Source organism: Nitrobacter sp. CN101 (assembly GCF_055390255.1).
Genome location: NZ_AP038833.1, coordinates 896,891 through 910,009, shown reverse-complemented (window position 1 = coordinate 910,009; position 13,119 = coordinate 896,891). Strand labels below are relative to the sequence as shown.

At 59.7% G+C, this 13,119-nt stretch carries 17 protein-coding genes and 1 pseudogene; 12 read left to right on the top strand and 6 right to left on the bottom strand.

The features are described 5' to 3' along the window. The first annotated feature begins 772 nt into the window (after positions 1–772). Positions 773–1,522, top strand: a complete 750-nt coding sequence (locus ACZ5IL_RS04330; protein ID WP_464595376.1) for an SDR family oxidoreductase — start codon at positions 773–775, stop codon at positions 1,520–1,522. A gap of 69 nt (positions 1,523–1,591) precedes the next feature. Here the strand turns inward: ACZ5IL_RS04330 and ACZ5IL_RS04325 are convergent, their stop codons facing one another. Then, a complete protein-coding gene (locus ACZ5IL_RS04325) occupies positions 1,592–2,494 on the bottom strand; it encodes an AraC family transcriptional regulator (protein ID WP_464595374.1) in 903 nt (300 codons plus the stop codon). Positions 2,495–2,590: 96 nt separating this feature from the next. Here ACZ5IL_RS04325 and ACZ5IL_RS04320 point away from each other — a divergent pair, with 96 nt between their 5' ends. Beyond that, positions 2,591–3,340 carry an SDR family oxidoreductase gene (locus ACZ5IL_RS04320; protein WP_464595372.1) on the top strand — a complete coding sequence of 250 codons (750 nt, stop codon included), beginning with the start codon at positions 2,591–2,593 and terminating at the stop codon, positions 3,338–3,340. Here the strand turns inward: ACZ5IL_RS04320 and ACZ5IL_RS04315 are convergent. Both ACZ5IL_RS04315 and ACZ5IL_RS04310 read right to left on the bottom strand, forming a co-directional pair. Continuing rightward, a pseudogene (locus ACZ5IL_RS04315) lies at positions 3,337–3,468 on the bottom strand (CopG family transcriptional regulator); the annotation flags it as partial. The gene ACZ5IL_RS04320 and the pseudogene ACZ5IL_RS04315 sit on opposite strands and share 4 nt — an antisense overlap. A gap of 39 nt (positions 3,469–3,507) precedes the next feature. Then, entirely contained in the window at positions 3,508–4,134 is a 627-nt protein-coding gene (locus ACZ5IL_RS04310) for an FMN-dependent NADH-azoreductase (protein WP_464595371.1), read from the bottom strand. Here ACZ5IL_RS04310 and ACZ5IL_RS04305 point away from each other — a divergent pair. The 5 genes from ACZ5IL_RS04305 to ACZ5IL_RS04285 all read left to right on the top strand — a co-directional run bounded on the left by ACZ5IL_RS04305 (position 4,103) and on the right by ACZ5IL_RS04285 (position 8,343). Beyond that, positions 4,103–5,137, top strand: coding sequence for a LysR family transcriptional regulator (locus tag ACZ5IL_RS04305; RefSeq protein ID WP_464595369.1), 1,035 nt, complete (start codon positions 4,103–4,105; stop codon positions 5,135–5,137). The genes ACZ5IL_RS04310 and ACZ5IL_RS04305 overlap by 32 nt on opposite strands. A gap of 293 nt (positions 5,138–5,430) precedes the next feature. Then, positions 5,431–6,312, top strand: coding sequence for a helix-turn-helix domain-containing protein (locus ACZ5IL_RS04300; protein ID WP_464596812.1), 882 nt, complete (start codon positions 5,431–5,433; stop codon positions 6,310–6,312). Between the two features lie 160 nt (positions 6,313–6,472). Then, entirely contained in the window at positions 6,473–6,874 is a 402-nt protein-coding gene (locus ACZ5IL_RS04295; protein ID WP_464595368.1) for a GlcG/HbpS family heme-binding protein, read from the top strand. Positions 6,875–6,927: 53 nt separating this feature from the next. Further along, on the top strand, positions 6,928–7,743 hold the full coding sequence (locus tag ACZ5IL_RS04290) for an SDR family oxidoreductase (RefSeq protein ID WP_464595367.1): 816 nt from the start codon (positions 6,928–6,930) through the stop codon (positions 7,741–7,743). Positions 7,744–7,809: 66 nt separating this feature from the next. Further along, positions 7,810–8,343, top strand: a complete 534-nt coding sequence (locus ACZ5IL_RS04285) for a nuclear transport factor 2 family protein (protein ID WP_464595366.1) — start codon at positions 7,810–7,812, stop codon at positions 8,341–8,343. Positions 8,344–8,524: 181 nt separating this feature from the next. Here the strand turns inward: ACZ5IL_RS04285 and ACZ5IL_RS04280 are convergent, their stop codons facing one another. Beyond that, the gene (locus ACZ5IL_RS04280; RefSeq protein WP_464595364.1) at positions 8,525–8,842 is read right to left on the bottom strand and encodes a hypothetical protein; all 318 of its coding nucleotides are present in this window, start codon (positions 8,840–8,842) and stop codon (positions 8,525–8,527) included. Between the two features lie 127 nt (positions 8,843–8,969). Between ACZ5IL_RS04280 and ACZ5IL_RS04275 the strand changes: the two genes are divergently transcribed. Continuing rightward, positions 8,970–9,734 (top strand): porin, encoded by a 765-nt coding sequence (locus ACZ5IL_RS04275; protein ID WP_464595363.1) that lies wholly within the window; start codon positions 8,970–8,972, stop codon positions 9,732–9,734. Beyond that, positions 9,731–10,033 (top strand): porin, encoded by a 303-nt coding sequence (locus ACZ5IL_RS04270; protein WP_464595361.1) that lies wholly within the window; start codon positions 9,731–9,733, stop codon positions 10,031–10,033. Before ACZ5IL_RS04275 ends, ACZ5IL_RS04270 begins: the two co-directional genes overlap by 4 nt. A gap of 263 nt (positions 10,034–10,296) precedes the next feature. Here the strand turns inward: ACZ5IL_RS04270 and ACZ5IL_RS04265 are convergent, their stop codons facing one another. After that, positions 10,297–10,512: a hypothetical protein gene (locus ACZ5IL_RS04265; protein WP_464595360.1), complete on the bottom strand. Its 216-nt coding sequence runs from the start codon at positions 10,510–10,512 to the stop codon at positions 10,297–10,299. A 144-nt stretch (positions 10,513–10,656) separates the two neighbouring features. Between ACZ5IL_RS04265 and ACZ5IL_RS04260 the strand changes: the two genes are divergently transcribed. The 3 genes from ACZ5IL_RS04260 (at position 10,657) to ACZ5IL_RS04250 (ending at position 11,733) form a co-directional block, all read left to right on the top strand. Next, entirely contained in the window at positions 10,657–10,896 is a 240-nt protein-coding gene (locus ACZ5IL_RS04260) for a hypothetical protein (protein ID WP_464595359.1), read from the top strand. A 286-nt stretch (positions 10,897–11,182) separates the two neighbouring features. Beyond that, positions 11,183–11,377 (top strand): pirin family protein, encoded by a 195-nt coding sequence (locus ACZ5IL_RS04255; RefSeq protein WP_464596810.1) that lies wholly within the window; start codon positions 11,183–11,185, stop codon positions 11,375–11,377. Positions 11,378–11,478: 101 nt separating this feature from the next. Further along, on the top strand, positions 11,479–11,733 hold the full coding sequence (locus tag ACZ5IL_RS04250) for a SpvB/TcaC N-terminal domain-containing protein (RefSeq protein WP_464596809.1): 255 nt from the start codon (positions 11,479–11,481) through the stop codon (positions 11,731–11,733). A 97-nt stretch (positions 11,734–11,830) separates the two neighbouring features. On the opposite strand, the gene ACZ5IL_RS04245 is transcribed toward ACZ5IL_RS04250, so the two are convergent. Further along, on the bottom strand, positions 11,831–13,051 hold the full coding sequence (locus ACZ5IL_RS04245) for a phospholipase effector Tle1 domain-containing protein (protein ID WP_464595358.1): 1,221 nt from the start codon (positions 13,049–13,051) through the stop codon (positions 11,831–11,833). Positions 13,052–13,119: the final 68 nt, after the last annotated feature.

The following is a 13,119-nucleotide window of genomic DNA, read 5'->3' as shown; positions in this document are numbered from 1 at the left end:
AGCAACCGGTCTCTTGCCGCCAGACCAGAGGCGAGGGCCGCCTTCGCTGGAGAGCCGATCTAATACGTCATTTGGACATGTTTGTTGCTCTGTAACTGAGCCGAGGAGTATGGCCCTGCAAGATCAACTAGATTCCACCCGGCGAGTGTCCTGGAACAGAAGTTGACGGAGGCAAAGCCGCCTTTGCAACCCAAGCACATCTGGACGATCACTACAGGCTGATCGCTTTTGCAACGCGGTCGTCATCTTGGCATCGCTGTACAGGCTCGATGGAGTTTGGCGCTTTGCTTTCGTCTTCAACCCTCGGCAGTTCGCCATTGTGCTCGGGTAGCGAGGACAAGGAAAACGCTAACCAAACCAAGCTCTACAAGCGACTGATCAAGATTGCTTACGAGAGATACAGCAAGCACCTCAAAGACCTAAAATCGCTGACGCAGCGTAGGGTGTGTCCGGCATGATGATGAGGGTAGCCCCGTCAGGAGAGATGCTCGGCAGGATCGGGCGATTGCTAGAAGAGAGGACGATAAAAGCGGACGTCGCTACGGTATACGCGCTCGAAGACGTGGCCCACACCTGGGAGGAAATCGTCGGGATCCTGCCAAGGGTTCATGGAATTCCGCCCAGCGAACAGGGACCGGCAAGACGCATGTCACATGGCAAGATCGTACTTCGCGTTGCCTAACCGCATCGAAGTCGGACTAAGAGGAGGATTAAATGGTTAGTTCCATAAAGCCGCAGCGAAGACCAACACCGAAGAAAAGGAACCGAGGTCATGGACAGGCTGACAGGCAAGCGTGCGCTCATCACCGGCGGAACCAGCGGCATCGGGCTGGAGACGGCGCGTCAATTCATTGACGAAGGCGCCCGCGTCGCGGTGACCGGCACCAATCCCGAGACGCTGGAAACAGCACGCAAGGCGCTCGGCCCGGAGGTTCTGGTCATCCAGGCCGACGCAGCGGACGTCGCTGGCCAGAAAGCGGTGGCGGACGCCATCAAGCAAGCTTTCGGCGGCCTCGATATCGTCTTCGTCAATGCGGGCGTTGCCCTGCTCAAACCCGTCGAACAATGGGATGAGACCGCCTTCAACCGTGTCTTCGATATCAACGTCAAAGGCCCATACTTCCTGTTGCAGGCGCTATTGCCGATCCTGGCCAATCCGGCTTCGATCGTGCTGAACACTTCGGTCAACGCCCATATCGGAATGCCGAACTCGAGCGTCTACGCTGCCTCAAAGGCTGCTCTGCAATCGTTCATCCGCACGTTGTCTGGCGAACTGATCGGCCGCGGCATCCGCCTCAATGCGGTCAGCCCTGGGCCTATTGCAACGCCGCTCTACGGCAAGCTGGGTTTCAGCGAGACCGATCTGAAAAGCGTTGCCGAGAGCATCAAAGGTCAAGTCCCTGCCGGTCGTTTCGGCGAGCCGTCCGAGATCGCTAAGGCCGTGGTTTTCCTAGCCTCCGACGAGGCGGCCTATACTGTCGGTAGCGAAATCATGATCGATGGCGGCATGGGGACGCTGTGAGGTCAGGCAGGCCTGCCGGTGCGCAGCACCGCACACCGGAATACGGCGACTTCGCACACTCATGGATCGTTAGTTGGGCCGCGTTCTCGCGTAGCGGCCTGGCGGCTGTCCGACATAGCGGCTGAAGGCCGTGCTGAACGTGCTCGCCGAACCGTAGCCGACGCGCCTTGCGACCTCGTCAAGAGGCAAATCGTCGTGCCGGAGTATGTCCTTGGCTACGGCCATCCGCCAGGCCATCAGATATTCCATCGGACGCAGGCCCACCGCGCGGGTGAAACGGTCGAAGAATGCCGAGCGAGACATGCCAGCAGCATCCGCGAGTTCGATCACGGTCCATGTGCGTTGTGGATCTCTGTGCATGCCGCGCAGGGCCTTCGCTACACGCGCGTCCGAAAGGCCATGCAACAGGCCAGGCGGCGTGTCTTTACTCCCCGACGTTCGCAGCGCCTCGATCAGCAGGATCTCCGCCAGGCGCATCAGCACGAGTTCACGACCAACGCTCTCCGCTTGCGCTTCCTCGGCTACCAACCGCACCAGCGTCGTCAGCCGCTCGACGCCGCGGATATGGATCATGCCCGGCAGTAGGGACACTAGCAGCGCCGCGTCCGGCGTGTCGAATGCGAAGTAACCGCCGAGCAATCTGACGTCGGCTGGGCCATCGGCGCGGCCGTGCCGGGTTTCCCCCGCCGTCGATGACACGCTGTTCGGATCGATATGCGTCGGGGTCGCCTGCTCAAACCCCGACATGGTGAAGGCGGGCGTCGCCGGCAGCAGCACGAAATCACCCTGTTCCAAGGTGGCGGGCTGCTCGCCATCGACCATCAGCTGGCACCGTCCTTCCAGGACCGCGCAAAAGCCGGGGTGGCCGAACGCGGGGTAGCGCACAGCCCATGGGCCTGCACCGCTGATACCTTTCGAGAAGATCGCGCGCGGGCGCAGCAGTTCGATGACCTGAGTGAGCGGATCGGACATTCGGACTATCGCAAACTAAATATGGATCTAAGATTGATGATAGTACTGATATTGCCCGCTATCCCTCTTTCGTCAACACGAAAGAGGAGCATTCCCATGACCACCGTGCTTATCACTGGCAGTTCGTCAGGCTACGGCCTGGAAACCGCCCGCCATTTCCACGACGAGGGCTGGACCGTCATCGCCACCATGCGGACCCCGCGCGAGGACATTCTGCCGAAGTCCGACCGCCTGCGCGTTCTGGCGCTTGACGTCACCCGGCCCGACAGTATCGCCGCCTGCCTTCAAGCCGCCGGCCCGATCGACGCCCTGGTCAATAATGCCGGGATCGGCGTGGTTGGCGCTTTCGAGGCCACGCCCATGTCGCATGTCCGCAAGGTATTCGAGACCAACACATTCGGCGTGATGGCGATGACCCAGGCGGCCATCCCGCAATTCCGCGCTCGCAGGTCCGGCGTTATCGTCAATGTCACATCCAGCGTGACGCTCACACCGATGCCGCTCGCGGCTGCCTATACCGCCAGCAAGATGGCGATCGAGGGGTTCACCAGCTCGCTGGCGCATGAACTGGGCGCCTTCAACATACGCGCCAAGCTGGTGGAGCCGGGCTACGCTCCGACCACGCGGTTCACTGCAAACACCAAGGTGCGCGTCGAAGATTTGATTCCCGAAGCCTATGCCGAATTCGCCGCGCCGATCTTCGCGGCATTCGCGCAGCCCGCATTGGTGACGACTGAGGCGGATGTCGCCGAGGCCGTCTGGCGAGCGGCCAACGACGCTTCCGGACAGCTTCGCTTTCCTGCCGGTCCTGATGCCGTGGCGCTGGCGCAAGGCAGCGTCGGCTAACTGCTGCGCTGATCATTGTTGCCGTTTACATCCTCGGAAATTTCATGTCGAAGTTTCGGTCCCTTGACCAAGCGGCCAAGGGCCGTAACGAAAGCCTCGTAACGCTCTCCGGTCTTGGCGCGGGAGGCTCCACGGTATTGATCTCCTGGACCCTGTTTGGAGTGGGATCAGGCAGCCGTAGCCAATGCGGCAGGAAGCTCCGCGACGATCTCGGCCAGCGCCTTTGCCATTGCGGCTTCACGGTGCGCGGGGCCGAAGGCCAGTTTCTCAGCGCGCACAAACGTCACGTCGGAGATGCCGATGAAATTTAGAAGCGCGCGAAGATGCGGCTCCTGCGCATCCATGACGCTGGCCGGACCTTCGCTGTAGAACCCGCCACGCGTTAGGACGACGATCGCGCGTTTGTCGGAAAGCAGCCCTTCGGGACCGGCCTCACTGTAGCGAAACGTAATGCCGGCGCGCAGGATGTAGTCGAACCAGCTCTTCAGCCCCGACGGGATGCCGAAATTGTACATCGGCGCCCCGAGCAGAAGGATGTCGGCATTTTTGACCTCGTCAATCAGCCGATCTGACAGTGCACGCGCTTTTTCCTGCACCGAATTGATGGGGTCAGACTTCAAGGCGATAGCTGCGTCGGCATCGAGATGAGGAACAGGGTCCGTGCCGAGATCGCGTTCGACGATACGGATCGCGGGATTGGCCACCTGCAAGTTCGACAGGGCGCTGTAGACGAGTTGGTTCGAGGCTGAAGCCTCACCCAATATGCTGCTGCGGATCGCGAGTACCGTTGTCATGGTAGGAACTCCTTGGAGGCAGGGTTATTTTGCCCTCTCCAACTATCGTTTCGTAATTTGCATCACTAGATTGCAAAAATCGACCACACTGTTGCATCTGGAAGAACACTTGACGACCGGATTGGACGACATGCGCTGCCTTGTCGAAGTCATCGATACGGGTGGGTTGAATCGCGCGGCATTGCGGCTTGGCCTGTCGAAGTCGATCGTCAGCCGTCGTATCGCTGCGATCGAAGAAGATCTGGGCGTGCAGCTACTTACCCGCACCACCCGTGGCATCGTTCCGACCGAGGCCGGGCTTGAATTCCGCCGTCGTTGCGACCTCATCCTGGCGGAGGTGGCGGAGGCACGAGAGGTGGTTTCCGGCAAGGGCGGCGACTTTAGCGGACGGTTGCGGGTGGCCGCGCCGCAGGCGCTAGGTGAACGATATGTCATGCCGTTGCTGGCCCACCTGGCGCGCGAATATCCCCGCCTGCAAATAGACGTGGCATTCAGCGACCGGGTCGTGGACATGGTGGGCGAGGGCTTCGACTTGGCCGTCCGCATCGGCGAGCCGCGTGAGGCAAGCCTTATCGCGCGCAAGATAGCACCCGTCCGGGCGATGCTCGTGGCGTCGCCGGCTTATCTCGATCTCAACGGCCGACCTGCAACCCTTGCGAACCTGGGCGACCACGAGTGTCTTGTCTATGCCGACGGCGGCGATTGGCGGTTCCGGCAGGGGCGCCGCTGGGTTGCGGTGCATCCCTCCGGGCGACTGCGCACAGACAGCGGCAAGGCCATCCTACACTGGGCCACCATGGGACTGGGCATCGGCAATGTGCCGAACTTCCTTGCGGAGGAGGCTTTGGCGGCGGGCCTGCTGGAGGAGGTACTGCCCGATTTCGAGCAGCCCGAATACGGCATCTATGCGCTTCGCCCGCCAGGCGCCTATGTACCTGCCAAGGTCCGCATGCTGATCGATGCCTTGGCTGTCGAGATAGGAAGTTGCTCCCGTCCGAATTGACCGACGCGGCTCACTAAATTCTGCTCGCTACGCACAACGGTATGCGCCCTGCGATTTATCACAGCGCCTTTCGGTGAAATCAACTTTGACGGGTGGCCTTGGTGGCGTGAGGGAGGAGAAGGCTGCAGCTAGAGGATCGGTGCATGCATTGCGACCAACAAGAACTCTGACATTTCTGTCGATCGAGTTCTTTCAGCTCTTCCATCATGGCAGATGATGCCGATTAGTTTCGCTTCTGAATACGTGAGAGCGAATTGGTTGAGAATCTTATCCCCACCATGGATTATAGCGGCATGTCATTGCCGGTGCATGGAGATCGCAAATATAGTCTGAGCCGACGGCTTGGCGCAGCCGCCGAATGGCCGATGTTGCATGTCGAACACCGCCTGCACGAAGCGGGACCGCAGAACGCGGTGACGCACGAGTGCACCGAGGTCGTTTTGATGCTCGCCGGCCGCGGCATCGTCAACCGCGCGGGCAACGGGCAGGCTCAGGAAATGCTGGCTCAACCAGGTATGGGATTTGTCGTTCCAGTCGGCACGCAGGAACGCCGGATCGAGCTCGGCGCGGCAATGGAGTGCCTCCATATCTATCTGCCATCGACGCTGATCGAACGGAGCGCGCTGGCCGATTACGATATCGACCCGGCCAAAGCCGAGCTTGCCTATGCGGGCGGCTTCACCGACCCGATGCTTCTCCAGATTGGCACGGCGTTCCGTGGCATGCTGAACCGGCCCATGCAGCCGACCGACAGGCTGTTCATCGACGGCATGCAGACCGCGTTCGCCGCGCACCTGTTCGGCCATTTTACGATCGACCGGTGGCAGCCGCGTGCCAAAGGCCCGTCGCTCGATCAAAAAAGACTCAAGCGCGTGCTCGATTTCATCGAAGCCCGGTTGGCATCCGATCTTTCGCTGGACGAACTGGCGACGGAAGCCTGCCTCAGCCCATTTCATTTCTCCCGTCTCTTCCGTGACGCTATTGGGCAGACGCCGCATCGCTACGTCACCGACCGCCGCATCCAGGCGGCGCGCGACAAGCTAGCGATCAACCATTCCTCATTGGTCGAAATCGCGCTCGACACCGGCTTTGGCTCGCAAGCCAATTTCATCCGCGTTTTCCGCAAGGCCACCGGCCTGACGCCCGGTCAGTACCGCGATCTGCATCTGCGCTGATGCCCGTTCCCTGAGTCCGCCCGGCCCTATCCGCAACGACCGCAAGATTTGCGCATCACCGCGCAGGATGTGGAAATACCCCCGAACGCCCGCCGTCTAAACCTGCTTCATCGCGACGGAACTGCTGCTCCCGCGCGGTCCCGGAGACAGGAGACACGGCATGATAACCATAGACCAGGCCCGCAAGATCATCGCCGCCGGCGAGGACAGGGCCGCTCGGATCGGCGTTCCCGTGAACATCGCGGTCCTCGACGCGGGCGTTCACCTGAAGGCGTTCAGCCGGATGGACAAGGCCCTTCTCGGCTCCATCGACATCGCCATCGGCAAGGCCCGCACCGCCGCCCTATTCGGCATGCGCACCGAATCCATCGGCGACTTCTCCAAGCCGGGTGGCACCTCGCCCGGCCTGGAGCAGACCAATGGCGGCCTCGTCGTATTCGGCGGCGGGCTGCCGATCCTGGATACCAACGGCGCATTGATCGGCGCGGTCGGCGTGTCCGGCAGCGCGGTCGCCCAGGACCTCGAAATCGCCGAAGCCGCCGCCGCGGCCCTCGGCAACTGACCAGCCGCCCCCACTCTCACATCTCGGCTCACGCACAACGGAAGGACATGATCATGACCACCAAGACGATCCTCATCACTGGCGCAGGTTCTGGCTTTGGCAAGGGCGCGGCCATCGGCATGGCCAAGAACGGTCACAACATCATCGCGACCGTGCATGTCTCCTCGCAAGTAACGCCGCTGCGCGAGGAAGTCGCGACGCTTGGCCTCTCGAACAAGATCCGCATCGAGCGTCTCGACCTCTCCGACCCCTACGACCTCCGCCAGGCTCGAAAGTGGGATTTCGACGTTCTCTGGAATAACGCCGGCATGGGCGAAGCCGGACCGGTCTGGGAAATTCCCGTCGATCTTGTCCGCAAGAACTACGAGATCAATGTCTTCCTGCCGCTGCAACTGACACAGGGCGTCGTTCAGCGCTGGGTGCGTGAAGGCAAAGCTCAGGGCAAGAAGGTGGTCTTTACCTCCTCCATGGGTGGCCTGTTCACGCCGGCCAACTGGGGCACCTACGTTTCGACCAAGCATGCGCTGGAGGCTTTCGCCGAGGCGATGCAGCAGGAACTGGCCTCCTACGGAATCAAGGTCCAGACGATCAATCCGGGCGCCTATTACACCGGCTACAACGAGACGATGGCAGACAATCCGTTCCGCTGGCTCGACGACGAGGTGAACTTCACCAAGCGCGCCGATCTGCGCAAGGGCTTCGACAATTTCTTCGCGACGCCCGAGGGCAAGATGGACCCCAAGGAAATGATTGATCGCATGATCGAGGTCGTGCCGGCCGACGAGGGAAAGTTCCGCAACGTCGTGCCGAAGGGGATCGAGGACATGCTCAAGCAACATCAGCTCCAAGCCTGGGAAAACAGGATCTGACCTCACGCGCGGAAAGGTGGCGCGCTTAAACTAACGTCGCCTCCTCTCACCCGATAGGAGTTTCCAATGTCGATCTATCTCCAATCCAGCGTCACCGATATCTACAAGGCCGCGCTCGGTGTCAGTGCGACGGCGGCGGCTCTCCTGGAACTGCGGCCGGCTACCAGCGCCCGCACGCCCTCCGAAGTCGAGGATCAAAACAGAGCTGCCGTCAGCGCCAGCTTCGATGCCTGGCGCGCAGGAGCGGGCAGCCCGTTCGATCTGCTCGCCGACGATGCGCGCTGGACGATCGAGGGCAATTCGGTCGCCTCGAAAACCTATCCGACCAAAGAAGCGCTCATGCGCGAGGTCATCTGGCCGTTCAATGCGCGGATGAAGTCCTCGCTCAAGCCGACCGTCCGCGCGCTCTGTGCCGACGGCGACACCGTCGTCATCTTCTTCGACGCCCGCGCCATGGCGCTCGACGACAGACCCTATGTCAACACATACGCCTGGTTCTTCGGCATGCGTGGTGGGCGGGTCATCCGCGCGTCGGCCTTCTTCGACGCCATCGAGTTCAACGATCTCTGGTCGCGCGTCCTGCCGGCGCCGGCCAATTGAAGCGAAACGACAAAGCCATGAAGGCCTGGTTCATCACCGGCTTCGGTGCACGGACCGACGCCCGAGCGAGAAGGTGAGTGCGCGGGTAGGTCATTTTTACAACCAACCACTGACGGATGTATGATGTACCTACTCGAAGGTTTCCGGATCGAGAAAGCAGTCGGTACGTGCAGAGAGGAAGTTAGGCAGCCTTCCGCAAGCGCTTCCCCGCCGCAATCGTCTCGGCGAATATGTCGGTTGCGGAACTCTCCTCGCAGCCGATCAGACAGCCGATCGCAAACGCCTTTTGTGCTGCTGTGCTGGCCCGCGCGAAGTCGCGTGCCTGCTCCAGATGCACACGCATGTCGTTGAGATTGCCGAGGCCGCCCTGCAGCTTCTTTTCAGCAGGTACAAAAAGGTGCCAATCGGCAGGACAAGAAAAGCTCCGATCGCCAGGCACAGAAAAAATCAGATCAGCAGGCACAAAAAGATTCGGTTCAGCAGGCACGGAAAGATTCAAGTCAGCAGGCCCAGAACGAACCAGGGCCAAGCTTCGTACACGAACCACTGCCTGTGAACCCCAGGAAGAGCACTGGTACGACAGAATGCACATTCGAGGGTATACGCAATTTCGCAATAGTACCACTGTGAGTGGCGACAAGGATGCGGTTGTTTATTGGCCTGATAGATCGGTCGGCGAAGATACCTCATCCTTGATCAGGCGGGCACATCTGATTTTGTACGGTGATATCACTGATAATCTCTATCTGTATTTCCAGCCTGATTTTGCCAGTACGCCGTCTGGCTCCACCACAGGCAATTTCGGGCAGTTAAGAGATGCCTACGCCGACATCTCCTTCGACGACAAGAAAGAATTCCGTGTCAGGCTCGGGCAATCAAAAATCCCGTTCAGTTTTGAAAACATGCAATCCAGCCAAAACCGTCTTGCACTTGACCGTGCTGACGGAATCAACACGTGCTGTCGGGATGAGCGTGACATCGGCGCATTCTTCTACTGGGCTCCAGCAGAAATACGCGAGCGGTTCAGAGAGCTGGTGGCGAACAATCTGAAAGGATCGGGCGATTACGGCGTGTTCGCCTTCGGCGTCTACAATGGACAGGGCGCCAACCGCGTCGAATTAAATAATGACATGCATATGGTGGCCCGCGTCACCTACCCCTATCGATTCAACAACGGTCAAATTTTTGAAGCAGGCGTAGAGGCCTTACACGGACGCTTCGTTACATCAAACGGTCCTGTGAACGGTATTACCCCGGTCATGGTCGCGCCCGCGAAAGGATTTGTAGATGAGCGTGTCGCGGTGCATGCTGTCCTTTATCCGCAGCCCTTCGGATTGCAGGCAGAATGGAATTGGGGACGGGGACCTCAGTTAAACGACCCCAGAGGTTGATTACGGACTCCCCGCTGAACGGTGGGTATGTCCAGGCCACATACAAATACGATAGTGGACCTTGGGGAATCCTGTTCCCGTTCGTCAAATGGCAATACTACGAGGGCGGTCAGAAATTCGAGCGCAACGCCCCGAGAAACCTCGTCAATGATTGGGAGTTTGGCGTCGAATGGCAAGTCACCAAAGCAATTGAGCTTACAGCTGAGTATCACATGATGAATCGTACCGACGTCCTGAATGCCCCTTACAACCAATTCAGAGCTGATGTCGTGAGATTCCAGGTCCAGTGGAATTACTGACTCTTAGAAAAGCTGCCCGATCATCCCTGCGCGATCCCGCCCTCGAGCGGGTGAGGGCTTTCCGGACAACGAAGTCTGAAACTGCGAAGCCGCCGCCAGAAGGCCACTGGCGGGCTTCGGCACGGGAGAACTCGGGCCCCGTCCCGGTCGGGCCGGAAAGACAGTTGTAAGGCAACAACCCCTGCGTGAAATCTGGCCGTCACGAATCATCAATAGATCATCGCTTGGCGCTAGGTCCTCCAACCCCTTTGGGCCAGCCGCTCCTACTTGCCCGGCGCTGTAATTGCGCCGGGCCTTTTCTTTCGGGGCGGGACCGTGAGACGATAGCCGACGAACCCTTCGTCACCATTGAAAACTTCTAAGACCTCACCACAGATCGGGCAGCGGAATTCGCCGCCTTGATTGGGCAGCAACGACACAAGCTCCAGTCGTCGAAAACCGGCTCCGCACTTAGTGCAAGAGACATCGGTCTGTCTCATGGCGGTTCCTCCCGTATTATGCCCGTCACAAACCATGGGTAAACGACCTTTCGGCTAGCAACAAATGCCGCGAGGAAGTTCCGCTCGCCAATGCCGCACCCATTGAAGTCTAGCGGGGGCTTCACGCATATCTAGAGTCACCAAATGAGTCGGCTACAAAAGTTTATTGAGCAGAGTGTGACCGGCGAAAAGTCGAAACGCGCCGCATATGCCTTCGGACCGGAAAAGTTGCCGCCACCGGGCGAAAACCTGGAGTGGAAATCGGTGTCGTCGTTCAACGCCGCCGCCGAGATAATGCGTGACGTTGGTTTGAAAAACATTTTCATACTTGCGATCGATGAGGGTTGCGCGATCGTGGAAGATCGAACCGGCACCGCGACTTAAACCCTCCATCCGTGACCAGTGGGCAGAGATCAACACCCGCAGGTTTTCAAAACTCGCCGTGCAGCCGCCCGGAGAATACGTGCACCGGGGCTGCCCTCTGTCCTCCCTTTGGCTTTTGTGGATCTTTTCTTCGGTTGAGTAGTGTCCACGGGGCTGTCGGCGGATGTCCTTCAAACTGGTCTGCCGGCACTTTGTCCGGCCCGGATTTCTGCATCATCTTCGAGCCCGTATCTTCCCTTCAATCTGACTCAAGCGCGCTGAGGCAGGTATCGAGACGGTGACACTGATGCTGGAGGGGTCGCTTAACGATCCAGTGTTCGGTGTACTTGAGCCCGGCGACGTGGAGTGGATGACCGCCGGCCGTGGCGTCATCCATAGCGAGAATCTCACCGCGACCGGCTGGGCGCGCATTCTGCAAATCTGGATCGCGCTCCCGACCGAGACGCGGACGACAGCGCTGACCTACAGATCCTGCCGCTGAGCACACTGCCCATTCGTCGCGAACCCGGCGCCGAGGTGCGGCTCTATAGCGGGCGGACGGGCGATCTTGTTTCGCCCACACGCAATCGCGTGCCTGTCACCATGGCGGGATGTTCGAAGTGGTCTTCGATTACGACGAGGCACATTACGAGATGGTCGATCTCGACCCAGTCCGACCGGAAGCGTAGCAACATCGGCTTGCCAGAGCGTCCGCGTCGGCAGGTGGCTCCTGGGGGCGCGCAACCCGATCCCTTCTCCTCCTGCCGCTCCGGGTTTGAGGTATGCACGTATCGCCGCTGCCGTCGCGCCCTGATGTTCCATCACATCCCGTACTTGCCCACGGGTAAAAAGCGGTGAGCGTCTAGTGCGGTCCACTGAGTTCGACAATGTCGACCTCGATTAGGGAGGAACGGCTGACTGTGCCGATCGTCAGATAGCACCGTCTAGGTTTCCCTCAACTGTTTGGAGAGGCCACACTCGGAGCAAGCTCGCCAAATTTTTCAATGACCCGCTCCTCGAAAAATGCCTTGGCCTTCTTGTGATTTTGGAGCGCAATCGGACGGTATGGTCCGAAGCTTGTGAAGTTTCGTACCCGAGGCAGCGCCAGACGGTCGTATACGGATTGGTGCAGCGTCGCCGTATCCGGAACCACCCGAGGTGCCTTGTCCCAGTGAAGGCGGGTGCCGCCGATGCCGACCATGCACTCGTCATGCATCATGCCATCGCAGGCAGGATACAAGTTCAGCTGTGATCGATCCACCAGAACGCGGCCATCCTCCCGGATGTCCTCGCTGATGAACTTCACCATCCAAGCGAGCGTAATGTCCGACAGGCGAGACTCATTCTCGGGGTAGCTGCCGCCAATGTCGGCATGGTTTCCCGCAAACCAGATCTGGTCGAATTGCTCGGGTTCATCCTTGCGGTCGGGCCAGGTGACCGTGCCGCTTCCGCCCCAGGCGACCCGTTTGAAGTCTTTGCGACATTCGTCGATCGACTGAAGATGCCGCGCATACTGAATATCGCGGCAAAAATGCCGGTCATAGGTCCAGTCGGGAAACACCCGTTGCCAGCCTATGGCGGCAACGGTGTCCCAGATGCCGATCAGATAAGTTGACGCGCCCTTCGCGAGGCCAAGCGCGGGCAAGTATTTCTTGCGGAACTCATCAATGTGGCTGTTGGCGCTGTTGATGCTCCGCGGCATGCCGCCGATGTAGAGGCGGGACGCCGCCTCCTTGGCGATGGCGCGCAGCGACTTGGGGTCAAGGTTGAGAGCGGACCCATCAGGCTGCTGGGTCGGAACGCCACAAACTTCAAGGACGTGCGCAACGCATCGGGCGGTATAAGCCCCTCGACTGAAGCCGAACAGGTAAATGCGATCGCCCGGCTCCCATGAGCCGAGAATGGCGACGTAGCAATCGATGACTTTCTTTGTGATGCCAAACCCAAACGCCTGCTGGACATATTCTTTGGTCCGAGCCCACAATGAGTTATGGCGCGGCGTGGGCGTCCCGATCCCAGGGACGTAAAAGGCCAACTGCTTGTTCGGGTCGATGATGCTGTCGGGCCCGGTCCGTGTCGCGCAGTAGAGTTTGTAGACGTTGGTTCTGCTTTCGTCAGGGAGCAAGCCGCCTTCGTTGCCAGTCCCGTCCGCAAAGATAAGAATGCTCTTCGCCATCGGCTAACCCTCATGATCCGTTATGTGAAGGATGGTTCAAGTGCCGTTGAAGGCACGGTTACGCCCGA